The sequence below is a fragment of the Bradyrhizobium sp. JR4.1 genome (genome assembly GCF_040548605.1).
In the GTDB taxonomy this organism is placed as follows: Bacteria; Pseudomonadota; Alphaproteobacteria; order Rhizobiales; family Xanthobacteraceae; genus Bradyrhizobium; species Bradyrhizobium canariense.
On sequence record NZ_JBEPRY010000002.1, the window covers coordinates 149316 to 171023 of the forward strand.

The 21708-nt window shown below is 63.5% G+C and carries 25 protein-coding genes; 10 read left to right on the top strand and 15 right to left on the bottom strand.

Annotation, left to right across the window (positions count from 1 at the left end):
* Positions 1 to 8 precede the first annotated feature (8 nt).
* The 11 genes from ABIB90_RS05965 to urtA all read right to left on the bottom strand — a co-directional run bounded on the left by ABIB90_RS05965 (position 9) and on the right by urtA (position 10053).
* Complete coding sequence (locus ABIB90_RS05965) at positions 9 to 308, bottom strand: putative quinol monooxygenase (RefSeq protein ID WP_354200431.1); 300 nt, start codon at positions 306 to 308, stop codon at positions 9 to 11.
* A 142-nt stretch (positions 309 to 450) separates the two neighbouring features.
* Positions 451 to 2166 (bottom strand): urease subunit alpha, encoded by a 1716-nt coding sequence (gene ureC, locus ABIB90_RS05970; protein ID WP_007599814.1) that lies wholly within the window; start codon positions 2164 to 2166, stop codon positions 451 to 453.
* A 37-nt stretch (positions 2167 to 2203) separates the two neighbouring features.
* Positions 2204 to 2743 carry an HD domain-containing protein gene (locus ABIB90_RS05975; RefSeq protein WP_007599813.1) on the bottom strand — a complete coding sequence of 180 codons (540 nt, stop codon included), beginning with the start codon at positions 2741 to 2743 and terminating at the stop codon, positions 2204 to 2206.
* Between the two features lie 57 nt (positions 2744 to 2800).
* Positions 2801 to 3106, bottom strand: coding sequence for an urease subunit beta (locus tag ABIB90_RS05980; RefSeq protein WP_007599812.1), 306 nt, complete (start codon positions 3104 to 3106; stop codon positions 2801 to 2803).
* Positions 3107 to 3217: 111 nt separating this feature from the next.
* Positions 3218 to 3520, bottom strand: coding sequence for an urease subunit gamma (locus tag ABIB90_RS05985; RefSeq protein ID WP_007599811.1), 303 nt, complete (start codon positions 3518 to 3520; stop codon positions 3218 to 3220).
* Between the two features lie 24 nt (positions 3521 to 3544).
* Complete coding sequence (locus tag ABIB90_RS05990; RefSeq protein WP_007599808.1) at positions 3545 to 4375, bottom strand: urease accessory protein UreD; 831 nt, start codon at positions 4373 to 4375, stop codon at positions 3545 to 3547.
* Positions 4376 to 4406: 31 nt separating this feature from the next.
* Positions 4407 to 5102, bottom strand: a complete 696-nt coding sequence (gene urtE / locus ABIB90_RS05995) for an urea ABC transporter ATP-binding subunit UrtE (RefSeq protein WP_007605420.1) — start codon at positions 5100 to 5102, stop codon at positions 4407 to 4409.
* A gap of 3 nt (positions 5103 to 5105) precedes the next feature.
* Positions 5106 to 5867: an urea ABC transporter ATP-binding protein UrtD gene (gene urtD / locus ABIB90_RS06000; protein WP_007599801.1), complete on the bottom strand. Its 762-nt coding sequence runs from the start codon at positions 5865 to 5867 to the stop codon at positions 5106 to 5108.
* The gene (gene urtC / locus ABIB90_RS06005; RefSeq protein WP_007599799.1) at positions 5864 to 7042 is read right to left on the bottom strand and encodes an urea ABC transporter permease subunit UrtC; all 1179 of its coding nucleotides are present in this window, start codon (positions 7040 to 7042) and stop codon (positions 5864 to 5866) included. The genes urtD and urtC overlap by 4 nt, the downstream gene beginning before the upstream one ends.
* On the bottom strand, positions 7039 to 8646 hold the full coding sequence (urtB, locus tag ABIB90_RS06010) for an urea ABC transporter permease subunit UrtB (RefSeq protein ID WP_007599798.1): 1608 nt from the start codon (positions 8644 to 8646) through the stop codon (positions 7039 to 7041). Before urtB ends, urtC begins: the two co-directional genes overlap by 4 nt.
* Before the next feature lie 84 nt (positions 8647 to 8730).
* On the bottom strand, positions 8731 to 10053 hold the full coding sequence (gene urtA / locus ABIB90_RS06015; RefSeq protein ID WP_007599797.1) for an urea ABC transporter substrate-binding protein: 1323 nt from the start codon (positions 10051 to 10053) through the stop codon (positions 8731 to 8733).
* 479 nt (positions 10054 to 10532) lie between these two features.
* Between urtA and ABIB90_RS06020 the strand changes: the two genes are divergently transcribed.
* From ABIB90_RS06020 to ABIB90_RS06030, 3 genes are all read left to right on the top strand, one after another.
* Positions 10533 to 12113, top strand: a complete 1581-nt coding sequence (locus ABIB90_RS06020) for a DEAD/DEAH box helicase (RefSeq protein WP_051058446.1) — start codon at positions 10533 to 10535, stop codon at positions 12111 to 12113.
* A gap of 23 nt (positions 12114 to 12136) precedes the next feature.
* Complete coding sequence (gene infA, locus ABIB90_RS06025; RefSeq protein WP_007599789.1) at positions 12137 to 12424, top strand: translation initiation factor IF-1; 288 nt, start codon at positions 12137 to 12139, stop codon at positions 12422 to 12424.
* Positions 12425 to 12690: 266 nt separating this feature from the next.
* Complete coding sequence (locus tag ABIB90_RS06030) at positions 12691 to 12903, top strand: cold-shock protein (RefSeq protein WP_007599788.1); 213 nt, start codon at positions 12691 to 12693, stop codon at positions 12901 to 12903.
* Positions 12904 to 12980: 77 nt separating this feature from the next.
* On the opposite strand, the gene ABIB90_RS06035 is transcribed toward ABIB90_RS06030, so the two are convergent.
* The 4 genes from ABIB90_RS06035 to ABIB90_RS06050 all read right to left on the bottom strand — a co-directional run bounded on the left by ABIB90_RS06035 (position 12981) and on the right by ABIB90_RS06050 (position 15972).
* The gene (locus ABIB90_RS06035; protein ID WP_007599787.1) at positions 12981 to 13610 is read right to left on the bottom strand and encodes a TadE/TadG family type IV pilus assembly protein; all 630 of its coding nucleotides are present in this window, start codon (positions 13608 to 13610) and stop codon (positions 12981 to 12983) included.
* A gap of 23 nt (positions 13611 to 13633) precedes the next feature.
* The gene (locus tag ABIB90_RS06040; protein ID WP_007599786.1) at positions 13634 to 14206 is read right to left on the bottom strand and encodes a TadE/TadG family type IV pilus assembly protein; all 573 of its coding nucleotides are present in this window, start codon (positions 14204 to 14206) and stop codon (positions 13634 to 13636) included.
* Between the two features lie 287 nt (positions 14207 to 14493).
* Positions 14494 to 14991, bottom strand: a complete 498-nt coding sequence (locus ABIB90_RS06045) for a pilus assembly protein N-terminal domain-containing protein (protein ID WP_007599785.1) — start codon at positions 14989 to 14991, stop codon at positions 14494 to 14496.
* 153 nt (positions 14992 to 15144) lie between these two features.
* Positions 15145 to 15972 (bottom strand): sterol desaturase family protein, encoded by an 828-nt coding sequence (locus ABIB90_RS06050; RefSeq protein ID WP_219682903.1) that lies wholly within the window; start codon positions 15970 to 15972, stop codon positions 15145 to 15147.
* A gap of 261 nt (positions 15973 to 16233) precedes the next feature.
* Here ABIB90_RS06050 and ABIB90_RS06055 point away from each other — a divergent pair, with 261 nt between their 5' ends.
* The 7 genes from ABIB90_RS06055 to ABIB90_RS06085 all read left to right on the top strand — a co-directional run bounded on the left by ABIB90_RS06055 (position 16234) and on the right by ABIB90_RS06085 (position 21689).
* On the top strand, positions 16234 to 16398 hold the full coding sequence (locus tag ABIB90_RS06055) for a Flp family type IVb pilin (RefSeq protein WP_007599783.1): 165 nt from the start codon (positions 16234 to 16236) through the stop codon (positions 16396 to 16398).
* Between the two features lie 72 nt (positions 16399 to 16470).
* Positions 16471 to 16611 carry a hypothetical protein gene (locus ABIB90_RS06060; RefSeq protein ID WP_198288341.1) on the top strand — a complete coding sequence of 47 codons (141 nt, stop codon included), beginning with the start codon at positions 16471 to 16473 and terminating at the stop codon, positions 16609 to 16611.
* Positions 16612 to 16732: 121 nt separating this feature from the next.
* Complete coding sequence (locus ABIB90_RS06065) at positions 16733 to 17257, top strand: A24 family peptidase (RefSeq protein ID WP_007599781.1); 525 nt, start codon at positions 16733 to 16735, stop codon at positions 17255 to 17257.
* Positions 17258 to 17384: 127 nt separating this feature from the next.
* Complete coding sequence (gene cpaB / locus ABIB90_RS06070) at positions 17385 to 18182, top strand: Flp pilus assembly protein CpaB (RefSeq protein ID WP_219682905.1); 798 nt, start codon at positions 17385 to 17387, stop codon at positions 18180 to 18182.
* 11 nt (positions 18183 to 18193) lie between these two features.
* Complete coding sequence (locus ABIB90_RS06075) at positions 18194 to 19669, top strand: type II and III secretion system protein family protein (RefSeq protein ID WP_007599778.1); 1476 nt, start codon at positions 18194 to 18196, stop codon at positions 19667 to 19669.
* A 17-nt stretch (positions 19670 to 19686) separates the two neighbouring features.
* The gene (locus ABIB90_RS06080) at positions 19687 to 20424 is read left to right on the top strand and encodes a CpaD family pilus assembly protein (protein ID WP_007599776.1); all 738 of its coding nucleotides are present in this window, start codon (positions 19687 to 19689) and stop codon (positions 20422 to 20424) included.
* Positions 20421 to 21689: a CpaE/TadZ family protein gene (locus ABIB90_RS06085; protein WP_007599774.1), complete on the top strand. Its 1269-nt coding sequence runs from the start codon at positions 20421 to 20423 to the stop codon at positions 21687 to 21689. The genes ABIB90_RS06080 and ABIB90_RS06085 overlap by 4 nt, the downstream gene beginning before the upstream one ends.
* Positions 21690 to 21708: the final 19 nt, after the last annotated feature.

Below are 21708 nucleotides of genomic sequence, written 5' to 3' on the forward strand. Positions count from 1 at the left end.
TTACCCCGTTACCGTGTCTCGACCTTCTCGGGCGTGATCACTTCGATCTTCGGCGGCGCCGTAAAACACTTCACCGCGACGCGGCCGAACGTCTTCATGTGCTCCATGGCGCGATGCGGCACCAGTGCTTCGGCATTCTCCCACTGCTCGACGAACACCATCTTGGCGGGATCGGTGACGCTCTCATGCAGATCATAGGCGATATTGCCGGGCTCTTTCCGCGTCTCCTTGATGCAGACGGTGGCAGCTGCAATGAATTCGGCGCGCGTTTCAGGCTTGATGGTCAAGGTGGCGACGACGTAGATCACGAGAAATCCTCCCGGCTTTTCTTCTGGGCTTCAGATACCCGGCGGGACCTTAGACCAGGCGGGATCGAACGCAAAACCCGGAAAAGCTGCCCCCGGATATGCGACCAGGACATGTTCCTGAGACATGCGTTGAGGCGCTATTTCAGTACATGAAATATCGCTGCGCCATCGGCAGCACCTCGGCGGGGGCGCAGGTCAAAAGCTCGCCGTCGGCGCGGACCTCATAGGTCTCCGGATCGACTTCGATATTGGGCGTGGCGTCGTTGTGAATCATGCTCTTCTTCGAGATCCTGCCGCGGGTGTTCTGGACCGCATAGAGCTTCTTGTCGATGCCGAGCTTACGCGCGAGGCCGCCGGTGATCGCGGCCTTCGAGGTGAACACCACTGAGGATGCGGTTATCGCCTTGCCGAAGGCGCCGAACATCGGCTGATAATGCACCGGCTGCGGGGTCGGGATCGAGGCGTTGGGATCGCCCATGGGAGCGGCGACGATCATGCCGCCCTTGACGACGCAATCGGGCTTGACGCCGAAGAAGGCCGGCGACCACAGCACGAGATCGGCGAGCTTCCCCTTCTCCACCGAGCCGATCAGCTTCGAAACGCCATGGGCGATCGCGGGATTGATCGTGTATTTGGCGATGTAGCGCTTGACGCGGAAATTGTCGTTGTCCTTGCCCTTATCCTGCGGCAGCGAGCCGCGCTGCTTCTTCATCTTGTCGGCGGTCTGCCAGGTCCGGATGATGACCTCGCCGAGGCGGCCCATGGCCTGGGAGTCCGACGAGATCATCGAGAGCGCGCCGAGATCGTGCAGGATGTCCTCGGCCGCGATGGTCTCCTTGCGGATGCGGCTTTCCGCGAACGCCAGATCTTCCGCGATCGAGGGATCGAGGTGGTGGCACACCATCAGCATGTCCAGATGCTCGTCGATGGTGTTGCGCGTGAAGGGCCGCGTCGGGTTGGTCGAGGACGGCAGCACGTTCTTGAGCCCCGCGACCTTGATGATATCGGGGGCATGACCGCCGCCGGCGCCCTCGGTGTGGAAGGCGTGGATGGTGCGGCCCTTGAAGGCTTTGATGGTATCCTCGACGAAGCCGGATTCGTTGAGCGTGTCGGTGTGGATCATCACCTGGATGTCGTAGTCGTCGGCGACCGACAGGCAGGTGTCGATCGCGGCCGGCGTCGTGCCCCAGTCCTCGTGCAGCTTCAGCGCACAGGCCCCGGCCTTGATCATCTCGACCAGCGCGGCGGGCCGCGAGGCGTTGCCCTTGCCAGAGATGCCGAGATTGACCGGGAAGGCGTCGAACGACTGGATCATCCGCCCCATGTGCCACGGCCCCGGCGTGCAGGTCGTGGCGAACGTGCCATGCGAGGGGCCGGTGCCGCCCCCCAGCATCGAGGTGACGCCCGACATCAGCGCATGCTCGATCTGCTGCGGGCAGATGAAGTGGATGTGGCTGTCGAAGCCGCCGGCGGTGAGGATCTTGCCTTCACCCGCGATCACGTCGGTGCCGGGGCCGATGATGATGGTGACACCTGGCTGAATGTCGGGATTGCCGGCCTTGCCGATGCCGGCGATCATGCCGTCCTTGATCGCGACGTCGGCCTTCACGATGCCCCAGTGATCGACGATCAGCGCATTGGTGATGACGGTGTCCGCCGCGCCCTGCTTGTTGGTGACCTGCGACTGACCCATGCCGTCGCGGATCACCTTGCCGCCGCCGAACTTCACCTCCTCGCCGTAGGTGGTGAAATCCTTCTCGACCTCGATGATGAGGTCGGTGTCGGCCAGCCGCACCTTGTCACCGGTGGTCGGGCCGAACATGTCGGCATAGACCGAACGCTTTATTTTGACGGACATCACAAGCCCCGTTTGCCTTTGAATTTTGGACCGGTGCTCACAGCGAGGTCCTCGCTGTGAGCACAGTATCGTCGAATGTCGTATCGAGCCAAGAGTTGCCGCCGCGGCAACCGGCGACAACCTGCTCGGCCCAGTCGGTGTAGTCGACGAGATCGTCACGTTCCTCGGCCGTCGGATCGGAATGCACGCGCGCGCCGATATTGCTGATCTTGTCGGCGATCTTGATCAGCCTGGCGCCAGCCGATTTCTTCGGTGCGTCGAGCACCTGACGCCGCCGCCGCTCCGGCTTAGGCAGGCTCATATCGTCGGTGCATTCCTCGACAAGCGACGCGACACGGTCGGAGAATTTTTGCGCGAGCTCCTCGCGCGTGGTGTCGGTGTCCTCGATCGCATCGTGCAGCCAGCCTGCGGCAACGAGTTCGGCGTCGGCGCCGTCGGTCGCGGTGGCAAGCAGGTTCGCGACCTCGGCGAGGTGGTTGATGTAGGGCTCATGACCACGGCCCTTGCGCGCCATGCCGTTGTGACGGCGCGCGGCGAGCTCGGCGGCTTCGGAGACGAGGCGGACAGGTGACAGCATGGCAAAGTCCTCCGTTTTCGCCTCAACCATGCCGCGCCACGCTCGTTCCTGTGGATTTCACAGCTTCCCCATCACGTCGCCGCGGAAGCCGTAGATGGTCTTCTTGCCGGCCACCGCGACGAGCTGAACGTCGCGGGTCTGGCCGGGCTCGAAGCGAACGGCGGTGCCGGCGGCGATGTCGAGGCGCATGCCGCGGGCTTTCTTGCGGTCGAACTTCAGCGCCGGGTTGGTCTCGAAGAAATGGTAGTGCGAGCCGACCTGGATCGGGCGGTCACCGGTGTTGGCGACCGTCAGCGTCACGGTCTTGCGGCCGGCATTGAGCTCGATCTCGCCGTCCTGGATGAAGAGTTCGCCGGGAATCATTCTATCCTCCTCGTCATTCCGGGGCCCGCGCAGCGAGAACCCGGAATCTCGATCAACAATCTCTGGATTCCGGGTTCGCCCTTCAGGCGCCCCGGAATGACGAATTCAAAACTACCTGATCGGCTCGTGCACGGTGACGAGCTTAGTGCCGTCCGGAAAGGTCGCCTCGACCTGGATGTCGTGGATCATCTCGGGAATGCCCGGCATCACCTGGTCGCGCGTGAGGACCTGCGCACCCGCTTGCATCAGCTCGGCGACGGTGCGGCCATCCCGCGCGCCTTCGAGGATGAAATCGGAGATGAGCGCGATCGCCTCCGGATGGTTGAGCTTGACGCCGCGATCCAGCCGGCGGCGGGCCACGATCGCCGCCATCGAGATCAGAAGCTTGTCCTTTTCGCGCGGAGACAGGTTCATACGAAATCTCTTCCGTTCACTTCGTCAATTCAGCCAGAGCCGCGGCAGCGCCGCACCGGTGCGCGCCAATACGGCCATCATGTCGCCACGCAGGCGCGCCGCATCTTGGGCACAGAACCGCGCCATTGCAAAGCCATTCCAGGCGGACATCCCGACCTCACCGGCGAAGGATTCCGAGGCCTCGCGGAGACGCTCGATCAGGGCCTCGTCGCCGGGCACGATCAGCGCCGTCCCGATCGCAGCGCCGCCCTTCGCCACCGCCGATCGCGCAAGCTTTGCGCCGATATTGCCGTCGAGCCTGACGGTCTCGGCGAACACTAGCTTGCCGCCGCGACGCAGTCGCCAGCGGTCGACGAACTCGCCCTGCTCCATCCGCTCACCCATCGCGGTACGGCCGAACACCACGATCTCGCACAGCAGGAGCGAGGCAGTCGCATCGAGGTCTATGTCGAAGCGACGGCGCACGCGCGCCCGGTCGAACAGGATCGTCTCCTGCGGCAGCCAGCCGAGATGTGCGCCTGCGGCAACCTTCAGCGCTATATTGAGCTCCGCCGCCTGCCCTGGCGCGCGATAGACCTTTTCCGCGGCCGCCGTCGTCAGCGTCAGCTTCGCACCATCTGCGGCCGCGATTTCGATGTCGAAGCGATCGCCGCCGGCGACGCCGCCGGCCGTGTTGACGAACACGCCGGAGAGCCCCTCGTCCTCCGGCGAAGGGAAGCGCACGCGCAGGGAGCCGGACTCATGCAAGATCCCGCGACGTGTCACACCGTCGCGCGCGTGGACGTCGAAGCGCACCGCTCCGCGGGCACGGTTGGCGTCGAACACCGAAGATGTCGCTAAAACGTCGCTGCGCATCCGCCTCCCCAGCCGGTCGCGGCAGAATGGCCTACAGCGCCATCTGGCGGCTGATTTCGCTCGCGTCGAGATTGGAGCGATCGCAGGTGAACTTCACCGCGCCGCGATCCATCACCGCAAAACTGTCGCCGAGTTCGCAGGCAAAGTCGAGATATTGTTCGACCAGCACGATGGCGATGTTGCCGAGATTGCGCAGGTACGAGATGGCGCGGCCGATATCCTTGATGATCGAGGGCTGGATGCCCTCCGTCGGCTCGTCGAGCAGCAGCAGCTTTGGCCGCATCACCAGCGCACGCCCGATCGCGAGCTGTTGCTGCTGGCCGCCGGAGAGATCGCCGCCGCGCCGGCCGAGCATGGATTGCAGCACCGGGAACAGCGAATACACGTCGTCCGGAATGTGCTTGTCCTCGCGCCTGAGCGGGCCGAAGCCGGTCTTGAGATTCTCCTCGACCGTCAGAAGCGGGAATATCTCGCGCCCCTGCGGCACGAAGCCGATGCCCTTGCGCGCACGCTCATAGGGCTTGAGGCCCGTGATATCGCTGCCGTCGAGCACGATCGCGCCCGAGGAGATCGGGTACTGCCCGACCATGGCACGCAAGAGCGAGGTCTTGCCGACGCCATTGCGCCCGAGCACGCAGGTGACCTTGCCGGGCTCGGCCGCGATCGACACGCCGCGCAGCGCCTGCGCCGCGCCGTAGAACAGGTTGATGTCCTTGACCTCAAGCATCGCTCACCGCCCCAGATAGACTTCGATGACCCGCTCGTTGGACGAGACCTGGTCGATGGTGCCTTCGGCGAGCACGGTACCTTCGTGCAGGCAAGTGACCTTGACGCCGAGTTCGCGCACGAACGTCATGTCGTGCTCGACCACCATCACGGTGTGGGTCTTGTTGATTTCCTTGAGCAGCTCGGCGGTGAGATGCGTCTCGACGTCGGTCATGCCAGCGACGGGCTCGTCGACGAGAAGCAGTTTTGGATCCTGGGCGAGCAGCATGCCGATCTCAAGCCACTGCTTCTGGCCGTGGCTGAGGCTGCCGGCGAGACGGTTGCGGGCCTCGGTAAGGCGGATCGTTTCCAGCACCTTGTCGATCTGCTCGGATTCCGCCCGGCTGCCGCGCCAGAACAGCGTAGCCTTGACGCTGTGGTCGACATTGAGCGCGAGCAGCAAATTGTCCTGCACGGTCTGGCTCTCGAACACGGTCGGCTTCTGGAATTTGCGGCCGATGCCGAGCTCGGCGATGCGGGTCTCGTCAAGCCGCGTCAGGTCCGTGACGCCGTCGAACAGCACGGTGCCTTCGTCGGGCTTGGTCTTGCCGGTGATGATGTCCATCATCGTGGTCTTACCGGCGCCGTTCGGGCCGATGATGGCGCGCATCTCGCCGGGCTCGAGCGTCAGCGAGAGGTTGTTAATGGCGTGGAAGCCGTCGAACGAGACGTGCACGCCGTCGAGATACAGCATTGCGGAGGTCGCGCGGGTGTCCATGACGTTCATTGCGCCTCCTCCGCCATTTTGGGTTCGGCGACGCCATCTTCGGCCGCGGCGCTCGCAATGGTCGCGGCGTCGCGCCTTTCCTTCGACGAGTCCCACCAGGCGTTGAAAGTGCCGACGATGCCCTTGGGCAGCAGCAGCGTCACCAGAATGAACATCGCACCCAGCATGAACAGCCAGTACGGCGCGAGCATGCCGGAGGTGAAGAACGTCTTTGCGTAATTGACGACGACGGCACCGAGCGCAGCGCCGACCAGCGTACCGCGGCCGCCGACCGCAACCCAGATCACCGCCTCGATCGAATTGCCGGGCGCGAATTCGCTCGGGTTGATGATGCCGACCTGCGGCACATAGAGCGCGCCGGCGACGCCTGCCATGCAGGCCGACACCGTGAACACGAACAGCTTGTAGGATTCGACGCGGTAGCCGAGGAAGCGCGTGCGCGATTCGGCATCGCGCACCGCGATCAGCACCTTGCCGAGCTTGGACGAGACGATGGCGCGGCAGATCAGGAAGCCGGCGATCAGCGCCAGGCAGCTCAGCGCGAACAGCGCAGCACGGGTGCCTTCTGCCTGCACGTTGAAGCCCAAAATGTCCTTGAAGTCGGTCATGCCGTTGTTGCCGCCGAAGCCGAAATCGTTGCGGAAGAAGGCCAGCAGCAGCGCATAGGTCATCGCCTGGGTGATGATCGACAGATACACGCCCGTGACGCGGGAGCGGAAGGCGAGCCAGCCGAAGCAGAAGGCGAGCAGGCCCGGCACGATCAGCACCATCAGCGCGGCAAACCAGAACATGTCGAAGCCGTACCAGTACCAGGGCAGCTTCGAATAGTTCAGGAACACCATGAAGTCAGGCAGGATCGGGTTGCCGTAGACGCCGCGGCTGCCGATCTGCCGCATCAGGTACATGCCCATCGCGTAGCCACCGAGCGCGAAGAAGGCACCGTGGCCGAGCGAGAGGATGCCGCAATAGCCCCAGATCAGGTCGATCGAGAGCGCCAGGATGGCGTAGCAGACATATTTGCCCCAGAGCGCGACGAGATAGGTCGGCACTTGCAGGAACGAACCTGCGGGCAGCAGCAGGTTGGAGAGCGGGATCAGGATGCCGCAGGCCACGACGACCGCAAGGAAGATCGTCGCGCCGCGGTCCAGCGATCGCGTCAGCATGTGAGGGGTCATGCTTCCACCGCACGGCCCTTGAGCGCGAACAGGCCGCGCGGCCGCTTTTGAATGAACAGGATGATGAGAACGAGGATGGCGATCTTGCCGAGCACGGCGCCGGCGACCGGCTCCAGGAATTTGTTGGCGATGCCGAGCGTGAAGGCGCCGACCAGCGTGCCCCAGAGATTGCCGACGCCTCCGAACACGACGACCATGAAGCTGTCGATGATGTAGCTCTGGCCGAGATTGGGGCTGACATTGTCGATCTGCGACAGCGCCACGCCGGCGATGCCGGCAATGCCCGAGCCGAGGCCGAAGGTCAGCGCATCGACGCGCGAGGTCGCGATGCCCATCGAGGCCGCCATGCGGCGGTTCTGCGTCACCGCGCGCATCTCAAGCCCTAGCGCCGTGTAGCGCAGCATCGCGAGCAGAATGACGAACACCGCGAGCGTGAAGACAAGGATCCAGAGCCGGTTATAGGTAATCGTGATCTGGCCGAGCTCGAACGCGCCGCTCATCCAGGAGGGGTTGCCGACCTCGCGGTTGGTCGGGCCGAACATGGTGCGCACCGCCTGCTGCAGCACCAGCGACAAGCCCCACGTCGCCAGCAGCGTCTCCAGGGGACGGCCATAGAGAAAGCGGATGATGCTGCGCTCGATCACGACGCCGAGCGCGCCCGCCACCAGGAAGGCGAGCGGCACCGCGATCAGCAGCGAATAGTCGAACAGGCCGGGATAGCGGGTGCGGATCACCTCCTGCACCACGAAGGTGGTGTAGGCCCCGATCATCACCATCTCGCCATGGGCCATGTTGATGACGCCCATCACGCCGAACGTGATGGCAAGCCCGATTGCAGCAAGCAGCAGCACCGAACCCAGCGAGAGGCCGTACCAGGCATTCTGCACCATCGACCAGACCGCGAGCGAACTCTGGATCGAGCCGATTGCGCTCGCGGCAGCCTTGGTCACCGAGGCCGGCTGGTCGCCCATGCCGGTAAGCAGCGCCATCGCCTCCTGGTCGCCGCGCGCCTTGATGGTGGCAACGGCTTCGAGCTTCTCGACCTCGGTGGCATCAGGCTTGAACAACAGGATCGCCGCGCGGGCGTCGCCCAGCGCAGCTTTGACGGATCGGTTGGTTTCCTTGGCGAGCGCGCCATCGACGGCTTCGAGCGACGTCTCCTCATGCGACTTGAAGACGGATTGCGCGGCCTGCAGCCGCGCTCCGATGTCCGGTGACTGCAGCGTCAGGCTGCCGATCGCGGCATCGACGCTGCGGCGCAAGCGGTTGTTGAGGCGGACCGCGCTTGCACTGTCGGGCACGCTCGCCACAGCCAGGCCGGTCGCGGCATCGATCGACTTGCCGTCGGTGCCGGTGACGTAAACCTTCTTGCTATCCGGGTCGGCCATGAGTCGGCCGTCCTGAAGCGCGCTGATGATGGGGAAAGCCAGCTTGTTGCCGCTGCCCGCGACCACGCCGATCGCCTCTTCCGTGTCGGAATAATCGTCGTTGGCGAATTTGGCGACCGCATCCTCGAACGGGCCGGCCAAGGCCGGCAGTGCGAACGCGATCAGGAACAACGAGAGCAGGAGCGAACAGAGGCGGGCGGACAAATTGGCTGGCACTGTGAAAGACCCCGGCAGAAAAGGGTGGAGAAGGCGGCGGGATCGCCGCCTTCTCCGATCGTGCAATGGAGCGTCAGATCCGGATCAGGAGCCCGAACCGAGGCACTTGTTGGTCTTGGTGTTGAAGTTGCCGCACTTCTTGCCGACCCAGTCGCCGACCAGGTCCTTGGAGCCATCGAGCTCCTTCGACCAGGCGTCGCCTGCGACAAGACCCGGGGTCTTCCACACCACGTCGAACTGGCCGTTGGCTTTGATTTCGCCAATGAACACCGGCTTGGTGATGTGATGGTTCGGGAGCATCTTGGAGGTGCCGCCGGTCAGGTTCTTGGCTTCGATGCCCGGGAGCGCATCGATCACCTTGTCCGGATCGGTCGACTTCACCTTCTCGACCGCCTTGACCCACATGTCGAAGCCGATCACGTGCGCTTCCATCGGATCGTTGGTCACGCGCTTCGGGTTCTTGGTGTAGGTCTGCCACGCCTTGATGAACTTCTCGTTCTCCGGCGATTTGATCGACTGGAAGTAGTTCCAGGCGGCGAGATGGCCGAGCAGCGGCTTGGTGTCGATGCCGGCGAGTTCTTCCTCACCCACCGAGAACGCGACGACCGGGATGTCCTTCGCCTTGATGCCCTGGTTGCCGAGCTCCTTGTAGAAGGGAACGTTGGCGTCGCCGTTGATGGTCGAGACCACCGCGGTCTTCTTGCCGGCCGAGCCGAACTTCTTGATGTCGGCCACGATCGTCTGCCAGTCGGAATGACCGAACGGCGTGTAGTTGATCATGATGTCTTCCTGGGCGACACCCTTGGACTTCAGATAGGCTTCCAGGATCTTGTTGGTGGTGCGGGGATAGACGTAGTCGGTGCCCGCGAGCACCCAGCGCTTCACCTTCTCGTCCTTCATCAGATAGTCGACGGCGGGGATCGCCTGCTGGTTCGGCGCGGCGCCGGTGTAGAACACGTTGCGCTCGCTCTCCTCGCCCTCGTACTGCACGGGGTAGAACAGGATGCTGTTCAGCTCCTTGAACACCGGGAGCACCGACTTGCGCGACACGGAGGTCCAGCAGCCGAACACCACCGAGACCTTGTCCTTGGTGATCAGCTCGCGCGCCTTCTCGGCGAACAGCGGCCAGTTCGAAGCGGGATCGACGACGACGGCTTCGAGCTTCTTGCCGTTGACGCCGCCCTTCTTGTTCTGCTCGTCGATCAGGAAGAGGATGGTGTCCTTCAGCGTGGTTTCGCTGATGGCCATGGTGCCGGAGAGGGAGTGAAGCACGCCGACCTTGATGGTGTCGTCCGCGGCTTTCGCACCAGAAATGGAAGCCAGACCAAGCATCAGTCCGGCGGTCGCGGCGAGAACGCCACGGCGGCTAAATGGCGCCGCTATATCGTGAGTGGATTTGCTATGCATGAGTGTCTCATCTCCCTGACGCAGACGTGAAAAACGCTGCGAAACGGCCCCAACGGCCGCCTGCGATTAACGGATTCGCAAGAACCGTGCCATGGATTAGACACCAACTAAGCCATTGGCTTTGTTGCTAAAATGGACGGAAAACAAAGCCTCGCCATGACCGCGCCGCCTAAACACTGAGCAAATCGAATGTATGCGAATGTGGCAGACGGGCTATTTTTTGAGCAAATTTGCCACTCTGGCTAAATTTCCGGCACAACTATTTCTGCACCGCGATCGCCATTTGGGGTGAGCCTGCCTTGAAAGCGCCGCCTCAATGTTCCATATGGAGGGCGAGGTCTCTTGCGAATCAGAGACCGTTGCGAGCCGCGTGTTCTTAAGCCCTTACGGGCGTCTGGCTTGCCCCATCCCATCAAGCCATCCGACACCCCAAACACGCAGGTGTCCCTCTCGACACCCTTTTGCGCGCGCCGCGCCGAATGCGCCGGGCGCCCGCTTTTGACATGGAAAGAACCCATCTTTTGACTTCGTTTCAGGATTTCGGCCTCGCCGAACCCATCGCTCGTGCTCTCACCGAAGAGAACTACGTCACCCCCACCCCGATCCAGGCCCAGACGATTCCGACCGCGCTGACCGGCCGCGACGTCGTCGGCATCGCCCAGACCGGAACCGGCAAGACCGCGTCCTTCGCGCTGCCGATCCTGCACCGCCTGCTCGAGAATCGCATCAAGCCGCAGCCGAAGACGACCCGCGTCCTGGTGCTGTCGCCGACGCGCGAGCTGTCCGGCCAGATCCTTGACAGCTTCAACGCCTATGGCCGCCACATCCGTTTGTCCTCGACACTCGCCATCGGCGGCGTGCCGATGGGCCGTCAGGTCCGCTCGCTGATGCAGGGCGTCGAGGTGCTGGTCGCCACCCCCGGCCGTTTGCTCGATCTCGTGCAGAGCAACGGACTGAAGCTTGGAAGCGTCGAATTCCTCGTGCTCGACGAGGCCGACCGCATGCTTGACATGGGCTTCATCAACGACATCCGCAAAATCGTCGCCAAGCTGCCGATCAAGCGGCAGACGCTGTTCTTCTCGGCCACCATGCCGAAGGACATCGCCGAGTTGGCCGACGCCATGCTGCGCGACCCCGCCCGCGTCGCGGTGACCCCGGTCTCCTCGACCGTGGAGCGCATCCAGCAGCGCATCATCCAGGTCGACTTCTCCGCGAAGCCGGCCTTACTGGCCAAGCTGCTGAAGGACGAGCCGGTCAACCGAGCCCTGGTCTTCACGCGCACCAAGCACGGCGCCGACAAGGTCGTAAAGACACTCGAGAAGGCGGGAATCCCCGCCAGCGCCATCCACGGTAACAAGTCGCAGAACCATCGCGAACGGACGCTAGCCCAGTTCCGCACCGGTGAAATCCGCACGCTAGTCGCCACCGATATCGCCGCTCGCGGCATCGACGTCGACGGCATCACCCACGTCATCAATTTCGACCTCCCCAACGTGCCCGAGACTTACGTGCACCGCATCGGCCGCACCGCGCGCGCCGGCGCCGAGGGCACCGCGATCTCGCTGGTCGCGGGCGGCGAGGAACTTGCCTATCTCCGCGACATCGAGCGGTTGATCAAAGTGACGCTGCCGCGCGAAGACCACCGCACCGACGCGGGCCGCCGCGATGCGGGTCCTCCCCCGTCCCAGCAACGTCAGGGCCGGCCCAGCCGCCCAGGCCAGCGTCCGCACGGCGCACGGCATGGCGACGGGCGGCGTGCCGACGAAAGGCATGCTGACGGTCGTCACCACAGTGCCGCCAAGCAGGGCGACGGAAGGCCCGGCGAGGGACGTCATGGCGACGCCAGGCGTGCTGACGCACGGCCCGGCAGTGGCCCGAAGGCTTCGAAGACTCCTCGTCGCGACCACACCGGAGGCAAGGCGCATTCTTCGCCAAACGGCCGTCCGGAACAGCGTTCCGCGCATAGCGCCGGGGCGTCTGATGGGATACAAGGCGTTGCCTTTTTGCGCCGCGAGAGTCGGCCGAACGGCCAACCGAACCGCAAACCCCATTCGCACTAGCCGTCCACGACCTGGAGAAATTCATGGCTAAGGAAGAGCTGATCCAGTTCGAAGGACTGGTCACCGAAATCCTCCCCGACGCGCGCTACCGCGTGCAGCTCGACGCCGGACACGAGATCGTCGCCTACACCGCCGGCAAGATGAAGAAGAACCGCATCAAGACTCTGGCGGGCGACCGCGTGACGGTGGAGATGTCGCCCTATGACCTCGAAAAGGGCCGGCTGATTTTCCGCCACAAGGACGAACGTCCGAGCGGGATGGGCGGACCTCCGCGTCCCGGACAGCGCGGCGGCCAGTTCCGCCGCCGCTAGGGGCTCGGCGCGCGAGCGCGAACCTAAGATTCCGACCTGCATGCTGATCCGCCGTGACCATCACGGCGGATCAAAAAATCGTGCACGTCAGCATTGTTTTGGAGCTCTGTTTCCAATAAAATGAACTAATCGATTTTCGGCCGGACGACATTAGCATCCACCGGTACAGCCGGTTCAGACACGCTGACGACCCTTCCAAAAATTCGATCTAACCTGTCCGCGCAAGCGGGCTCTGACATTGTGTTATCTGAGAAGGGACTACCCCCATGAGCATGGGAACCGTGAAGTGGTTTAACGCGACCAAAGGCTTCGGCTTCATCCAGCCCGACGATGGCGGCCAGGACGTGTTCGTCCACATCAGCGCTGTGGAACGTGCGGGCCTCGGCACGCTGCGCGAAGGTCAGAAGATCTCCTACGAGATCGTGGCCGACCGCCGTTCCGGTAAGTCGGCAGCGGACAACCTTCGTTCCGCCGGTTGAGCCTACCGCTTACGGCCCCGATCGGCTCGAGCGAACAAATCAAAAGAAAAGGCCGGGCGCGATGCCCGGCCTTTTTTCTAGTTTAGGGGGCACGGCGACGGTACACCGTCGTAAGGAACGCAGGTGACCTGGCGCGGCCGCGTGTAGGAGACATCGCTCAGCGTGATGCCCGACTTCAGGACGAATTTGACGGAAGGCGTGTAGAGGTAACTCGCCTCACTGTAAATGAGGTAGGTCTTCGCGATCAAGAGCGTCGGCGGAATCATCGAGGTGACCGTGGTATCAGGCGCCAGAGACGGAGGCGCGTCCGTCACCGTGGCCTGCGTCGCGCCGTTCGCAATGGTGGCGGACTTGCTCCATTTAATCGTGGCGACTTTGCTTGAGTCGATATAGATCTGGGCAACCGTACCGTTCACGAGCGTAGCGTCATACGGCATGATCATCGATATGCTTGCCGTGAACGTGTCCTGCATGGCCGGACCGTTGGTCGCGATCGACTGCGACGTCAAGTCGGACAGCGTCCGTGCAATCATCGTAACTTTGCGATCGATCGCCACGGCCGATGAAAATTCGACGGTACCGAAGAACATCACCAGCATCAGCGGCACGATGACCGCGAATTCGGTCGCCGCGATCGCGCGCCTGTCGGCGACGAAGTCGCGGACGGAACTACTGGCATTTTTCCAGATATTTGCAATCGCCTGCATCGGTGGGCTCGGATCCATCTGTCTCAGAAGGGTTCATTCTTGAAGGCCGCAGTCGCAATCAGCAGCCGCTTGTTGCTGCAGCCCATGTTGAAGCCAAGGCCCGTGACGAAGAGCGGCCACTGATAGAACAGCCGCACCACGACGACCTGGTTGGCGGCCCCGGCACTGTACTGCACGCCAGTTGGATTGAAGCTGCAGGAATCGCCATAGTTGGTGAGGCTTAGCGCTCCGAACGAGCTTGTACTCACGACGTCGACGTAGAGCTTGGTGCAATCAAACAGCGCCGGGATCTGGTTGCAGACGTAAGCCTTGAACGTCGTTTGCGAGCAGGGTGTGCTCACGCCGGACACCGCGCAGGCTGTTAGCGTGCCGGTTTGCGCCTGCCCGGTCAGCAACACGCGTGCAGAATTCTGCGCGGCACTCTCGAGCACCTGGCTCGCCAAGAACATCAGCGCCGACTCGATGATGGCGAACAGCAATGCGAAAAACATCGGCGCGACGAGCGCGAACTCGACGGCTGCGGAGCCGCGGCGGCTGCCGCGAAACCGGCGCAACGTGGCGAGGAGTGTGAATCTCGTAGGTGCAGGCGAAGGCATCAAATTCCCCAGCAGCAGCAGCAATCATCTGCCATGTTCAATAGCGGAAACTGATTGTTTAAGTGTTTCAGGCGATCCGCACCCGGCGGCCCGGGCCGTTAAGGACGGGTTAACCGCAAACGACCCAGGGCACGGAGACGAGGGCATGGGGCGGGGCATGGAGACGAGGACGCGGAGAGAGAAACTCGCGCGCGTGCGTCGGGCGAGGACGATCCTTGCCCCGGCAAACCTGCCAATCAAACTCGCTGGTTGGTCTTACTTGGTTAGTCTTGCTCAGTTCGTCTTGGTCAGTTCGTCTTGGCGCCCGCACCGGCATTGCCGCTGGCCGTGCTGCTCAACGAACCGGCCTGACTCATCGTGTTGTTGAAGTAGGTGTCGCTGTCGCCGAGCGTCACGCGACGCTGGCAAATCGGCATGCAGCTGTAGGACTCGCGGTCGATCCCGCGATAGACGGTGACGAGCCGATCGCTCGGACCTTCGACCTGGATCTGGCGATCGACCAGGATCTCGCCGCCCCGATCGAGCGCGATGAAATTGGTGGCGCCATAGCCCTTTCCGGTCACGACGATCATGCCACCGGGCTGGAGCGTGACGTCGGCGATCATGGGATTGCCGACCACGATGGTCGCCACCTTGCCGGGCAACCGCACCAGCTTGGCCTGGTCGACATTCACGGCAATGGCATCTGCGGTCGGCTCGGCAATGACGACAGCCGGCGATGCTAGCACCGCGGCCGCAACCAGAAGACAGACGCGCGCACGACGGCGCAGCAATTGTTTACGCATACTCTTACCCCCGGGACGTCACAAACCGGCAGAAGCAATCACATAACAGCCGAGCCGGTGCCCGACCCGGCTAACCTGCCCTCAATTCGTGAACGTTCCGCAAATTCGCCGACTATTGTTTGAACGGACTGGCGTTTCGCGGCCCTCGAGAACCTAGCGGCGGAACGGATAGGCAAGCTGCCCTCCGATTTCCTTCGGCATGGTGGCTTCATCCTTGCCGTAATCCTGCGGCAGTTGCCCCTCGGGCATGCGGAAAGTGCCGAACAGCACATCCCAGATCGGGAACGTGCCGGCAAAATTGGTGTCGCCGCCCTCTGCTAGCGAGGTGTGGTGCCAGCGGTGGAACACCGGCGTCGCCAGCACATATTTGAACGGCCCGAAGGTCCAGTTCAGGTTGGCGTGCACGAAGGCCGAATGGAAGGTCGTGAACGGGGCGAGCCAGACCATGGCGTTCGGCGAAATGCCGGCCATCAGCAGCACGACGTCGACCGCGATCGTACCAAGCACGAGATTGACTGGATGGAAGCGGGCCGCAGAAATCCAGCTGATCTCCTCCGAAGAGTGATGGATCGCGTGGTACTTCCAGAACCCCCCGCCGTGGAACAGCCGGTGCAGCCAGTACAGCATGAAATCGGACAGCACCAGGAACAGCATGGCCTGGACCCAGAGCGGCAATAGCGCCAGCGGGCCGTGGCCATTGTCGTAGAAGGCGATGAGCTCGTCGGCATCATGGATGTTGAAGACGAAGCTCGCACCGACGATCAGAAGGCCGATCCGCATGACGCGTGCGAACACCGGAACGACAAACCAGTAGCAGATGTCCGTGACGATCTCCCGCTTGCGCCACCAGGGTGCGCCGGGATTGCAGGCCCAGACATGCTCGAGCACGGTGAAGACCACCGCGAGCGCGAAGGTCGTGGGGATCACCTTCGCGATGGTCTCGCCGAGCATCAGGGCGATTTCCATGGGCAGGCTCGACATCGTCGCCTCTCTTGCGAATTGCTGGTCCTACCTACGCGTACTCCCCTAAATTTAAGGGACGGTGAAGCCGGTGCCGCGCTTGCTGCGCATTCGGAACTGGAACGAATTGCAGATGGCGGCCTTAAGGCGAAATTCACTCTGGCCAGCGGCAAGCGCGTTTGCCCGATCTAATTAACTCTCCCGAAAGAGCTCGGATCTCATGGTCATTGCGTCAAGCACAACGCCGAACGAGGCGATCCCACCCCAGATGGAGTTTTGTTCATGAAGAACCTCATTGCGCGTTTCGCGAAAGATGAATCCGGCGCCACCGCCATCGAATACGGTCTGATCGCCGCCGGCATCGCGCTGGCCATCATCACCGTCGTCAACAATCTCGGCACCACGCTCAACGCCAAGTTCACCTCGATCAGCAGCTCGCTGAAGTAAGCGATCGACGAACGACGGCAAAAGCCCCGGGCCTCCGGGGCTTTGTGTTTCAGACGGCGAGTTCCAGTGGCGTTGAGCAAGTACAGAACCGATGCCGCGGTCGCGGCAAATGCGGCGGAGGCCACGCAGACCGGCTCGCCGGTCTACTGGGTCTGCCTTGCCCTGCTGCTTGCGACCGTCGCGCTCGCCGCACGCATCGCCTCCCTTTGGTGAGCACGCCTTCGGCTGGTTCCACCCCTCGAGCCGCTGCCGCCGTTTTCGGTTTGTTTAGCACTGCCGGCTAGAATCCGGCGACGCCAGCTCCGCGGCGAACCCAGGCCTCAAGACGCAGCCCATGATCCTCGACCTTGCGCGCCTTCTGCTCTTCCCGGCCCTGATGGCGTTTGCCGCCGCAAGCGACCTCTTCACGATGACGATCTCCAACCGCGTATCGCTGGCGCTGGTCGCCGGCTTTTTCGCGCTCGCTCTCGCCGGTGGCATGGCACCTTACGAGATGCTGAGCCATGTCGGCTCAGGCACGCTTGTCCTGGTCGTGGCCTTCACCTGTTTTGCGATGGGTTGGGTCGGCGGCGGCGATGCCAAGGTCGCGGCCTCCGTCGCACTTTGGTTCGGTTTCGCACAGCTGATGAACTTCCTGCTCTACGCCTCGCTGTTCGGCGGGGCGCTGACGCTGCTCCTGCTCCAGTTCCGGCAGTGGCCGCTGCCTTACGGGCTCGCCGGCCAAGCCTGGCTCGCGCGGCTGCACGCCAAGGAGAGCGGCATTCCCTATGGCATCGCGCTCGCACTGAGCGCGCTGATGGTCTACCCGGAGACCGAATGGGTGAAGGCGATCGATCTCGCTCACCTCGCATTGCGCTGAACGCATCGGGTAAACCCGGCGTTAAGGCGATTTAGATACGCCTCATTAACCATGCTTTGACGAATAGCTGGTCAACTGCCGATTACGGCGGCGTCAGCGTCGCGGCGTTTGGTGGAAAGTGAAGCGTATGAATAGGGCACGCATTGTCGTCCTGACGGTCGCCATCTGCGCCGGCGGTGTCGCCGCGTATCTGGCGAGCGGCTCGGACAATTCTGCGCCGCCTCCGGCTCCGGTCGCGCAGCTTCCCACCGTCGACGTCCTGGTCGCCAAGAACGACATCGGCCTCGGCCAGACCGTCAAGCCGGAAGACGTGCAATGGCAGACCTGGCCGTCCGCGACCGCCAGCGCCACCTTCATTCGCCGCAACGAGCGCCCCGAGGGCGTAACCCAGGTCACCGGCTCGATCGCACGATCCCCCTTCATCCAGGGTGAGCCGATCCGCGACCAGAAGCTGGTCAAGGCGGAAGGCTCCGGCTTCATGGCAGCAATCCTGCCCACCGGCATGCGGGCGATCTCGACCGAGATCTCGCCGGAAACCGGCGCAGGCGGCTTCATCCTCCCCAACGACCGCGTCGACGTGCTTCTGACGCGCCGTCTCAAGAACCCGGACCAGAGCAGCGGCGCTCCCGATGTGGTCACGTCCGAGATCATCCTGGCCAATATCCGCGTCCTGGCCATCGACCAGGCGCCGAAGGAGAAGGACGGGCAGAACGCGGTGGTCGGCAAGACCGTCACCCTCGAGCTCAATCCTGCGCAGACTGCGACGCTCTCCTCGGCACGCCAGAGCGGCACGCTGTCGCTGGCGTTGCGCAGCATCGTCGACGTCAAGCTGAGCGAGATCACGCTCGATGATTCCGCGCAGAAGCGCGATGGCGTCTCGATCATTCGGTACGGTATCCCAAGCTCGACGGCGAAGGCACGATGAGGACTGTCGACATGAAATGCAGGGCGAATTTGGCGACGATGCGAACCTCTGTGGTCCGCGCCCTGTCGTTTTCGGCCGCCGTCGCGCTCGCGCTCAACCCGGTGCTGACCCCTGTGGTCGCCGCCGATTATCGCCCTGTGGCGCAGGCTGCGGCCGACGGTCAGATGAACGCGCGATTCCTCTCGCTCGGCATCGGCAAGTCGATCGTGATCGACCTTCCGCGTGACATCAAGGACGTGCTCGTCGCCGATCCCAAGATCGCCAATGCGGTCGTCCGCTCGGCGCAGCGCGCCTACATCATCGGCGCCTCGATCGGCCAGACCAACATCGTGTTCTTCGATTCAGCCGGCCAGCAGATTGCGGCCTATGACATCGCGGTCAAGCGCGACCTCAACGGCGTGCGGGCCGCGCTGAAACAGGTCCTGCCGAATTCAGACATCCAGATCGACGGCCTAGGCGACGGCATCATCCTGACCGGTTCGGCCGCGAATCCAGCCGAAGCCCAGCAGGCCAACGACCTCGCTGCGCGCCTCGCCGGCGGTCCCGAGAAGGTCGTGAACTCGATCGTGGTCCGCGGCCGCGACCAGGTCATGCTCAAGGTGACAGTCGCCGAAGTGCAGCGCAGCATCATCAAGCAGCTCGGAATCGACCTCACCGCCAACCTCAGCTACGGCACCTCGGTCGTCACCTTCAGCAACTCCAATCCGTTCACGGCTCTCGGCCATAACCTCGTCGACAGTAACAACCTGACCACCAAATTCGGCGGGGCGCCGTCGGTGCAGGCCACCCTGCGAGCGATGGAAACCGCGGGCGTGATCCGGACGCTGGCCGAACCGAACCTGACCGCGATCTCCGGTGAATCGGCAACATTCATCGCCGGCGGTGAATTCCCGGTGCCCGCCGGCTACGCGTGCGACCCCACCACGCACGTTTGTACCACCCAAATCAGCTTCAAGAAGTTCGGCATCTCGCTCAACTTCACCCCCGTCGTTCTCACCGAGGGCAAGATCAGCCTGCGGGTGATGACCGAGGTCTCTGAGCTCTCGAACGAGAACGCGATCACGCTGTCCCAAGCCGTGACCTCGACCTCGGTCAACTCGCTTACGGTGCCCTCGATCAAGACCCGCCGCGCAGAAACCTCGCTGGAAATTCCCTCCGGCGGCGCGATGGCGATGGCCGGCCTGATCCAGCAGCAGACCAAGCAGGCGGTCAGCGGACTGCCGGGTCTGATGCAGCTCCCGGTCCTCGGCACGCTGTTCCGCAGCCGCGACTTCGTCAACAACGCGACCGAGCTGGTCGTGATCGTGACGCCCTATATCGTTCGCGCAGTTGCGCAAAAGGATCTGTCGCGGCCGGATGATGGCTTCTCCGCGCCTGCGGATCCGCAGGCCGAACTGCTCGGCAACATCAACCGCATCTACGGCGTGCCCGGCCGGAGCGAACCGGCCAAGAACTACCGTGGCACCTACGGCTTCATCACCGACTGAGGCGGAACGGGGACTTCATGAAGATCACTAGACCACCCCAGATTCGCAGGCGCGCCATCCACCTCGGCGGCGCGCTCGTCGGCATGGCGCTCGCCCTTGGCGGTTGCCAGCACGACGAAGCGGTCACGGCCTCCATTCCCGACGACTACAAGCAGCGCCATCCGATCGCCATCGAGGAGCAGAATCGCTCCATCGTCGTCTTCGTCGGCCATGCCCGCGGCGGCTTGACCGCGGCCCAGCGCGCCGACGTGATGGGCGTCGCTTCGGCCTGGATGCACGAAGGCACCGGCGCGATCCGGATCGACGTGCCGTCCGGCACGCCCAACGCGCGTCCGGTCGCGGACACCATGCGTGAAATCCAGGCGATCCTGTCGGCGGCGGGCGTTCCGCCGCGCGGCGTCAGCGCCCGCTCTTACCAACCGGAGGACAAGCGCTTCCTGCCGCCGATCCGGCTCACCTATTCCAAGATCGCGGCGGTCGCGGGCCCCTGCGGCCTGTGGCCGGAAGACATCGGCCCTTCGATGAAGAACAAGAGCTGGTTCGAGAACAAGGACTATTACAATTACGGCTGCGCCTATCAGCGCAACCTCGCGGCGATGGTCGACAATCCGTCGGATCTCGAGCAGCCGCGGCCCGAAACGCCGTCCTACACGCCGCGGCGGACCGCCGCGTTCGAGAAGTATCGCAAGGGAATGCCGACGGCGGTCGCCTATCCCGAGGCCGACAAGGCCAAACTCAGCGACACCGGCAGATGATCAGCTACGCTCGCCAGCCCCAAGAAGAACAGTCCGAGGCATCGCTCCCGCCGGTCGAGGAGCATATTGCGCCGGCGCCCCGCGTTTCCGTCCAGGCTTTCTGCGAGACCGTGGAAACGGCGGCCGCCGTGCAGTCGGCCGGCGAAGATCGCCGTCTCGGCAAGGCCCATCTGAAGATCCAGATGGGCGGTATGGCGGCTGCGGTGGAAGCCTACCGCTCGGCACCCACGCCGAACGTGATCGTGCTCGAAAGCGACGGCCGCAACGACCTCCTGGGCGGGCTCGACCATCTCGCGACCGTCTGCGACGCCGGCACCCGCGTGGTCGTGATCGGCCGCATCAACGACGTCACGCTCTACCGCGAGCTGGTGCGCCGCGGCGTCAGCGACTACGTGCTCGCGCCGGTCGGCGCGATCGACGTCGTGCGCTCGATCTGCAACCTGTTCTCGGCGCCGGAAGCCAAGGCCGTCGGCCGCATCATCGCCGTGGTTGGCGCCAAGGGCGGCGTCGGCGCGTCAACTATCTCCCACAATGTTGCCTGGGCGATCGCCCGCGATCTCGCGATGGACGCGGTCGTCGCCGACCTCGACCTCGCCTTCGGCACGGCCGGGCTCGACTATAACCAGGATCCGCCGCAGGGCATTGCCGACGCCGTGTTCTCGCCCGATCGCGTCGACACCGCCTTCATCGACCGCCTGCTGTCGAAATGCACCGACCACCTCAGCCTGCTGGCGGCGCCGGCGACGCTCGATCGGGTCTATGATTTCGGCGCCGACGCTTTCGATGCCGTGTTCGACACGCTGCGCTCCACCATGCCCTGCATCGTGCTCGACGTTCCGCACCAATGGTCGGGCTGGACCAAACGCGCCCTGATCGGGGCGGACGACATCCTGATCGTGGCGGCGCCCGACCTCGCCAATTTGCGCAACGCCAAAAACATGTTCGATCTCCTGAAAGCCGCGCGCCCCAACGACCGGCCGCCGCTCTACTGCCTGAACCAGGTCGGCGTGCCGAAACGGCCCGAAATCGCCGCGGCGGAGTTCGCCAAGGCGATCGAGAGCCAGCCCGTCGTCTCGATCCCGTTCGAGCCGCAGATCTTCGGCTCGGCGGCCAATAACGGCCAGATGATCGCGGAAATCTCGGCCAACCATAAGTCGATCGAGATGTTCCTTCAGATCGCCCAGCGCCTGACCGGCCGCAGCGAAACGAAGAAGCAAAAATCGTCCCTGCTTTCACCCCTGATTGACAAGTTGCGGGGAAAATAGGTCGCCGCATGGAGTTTTT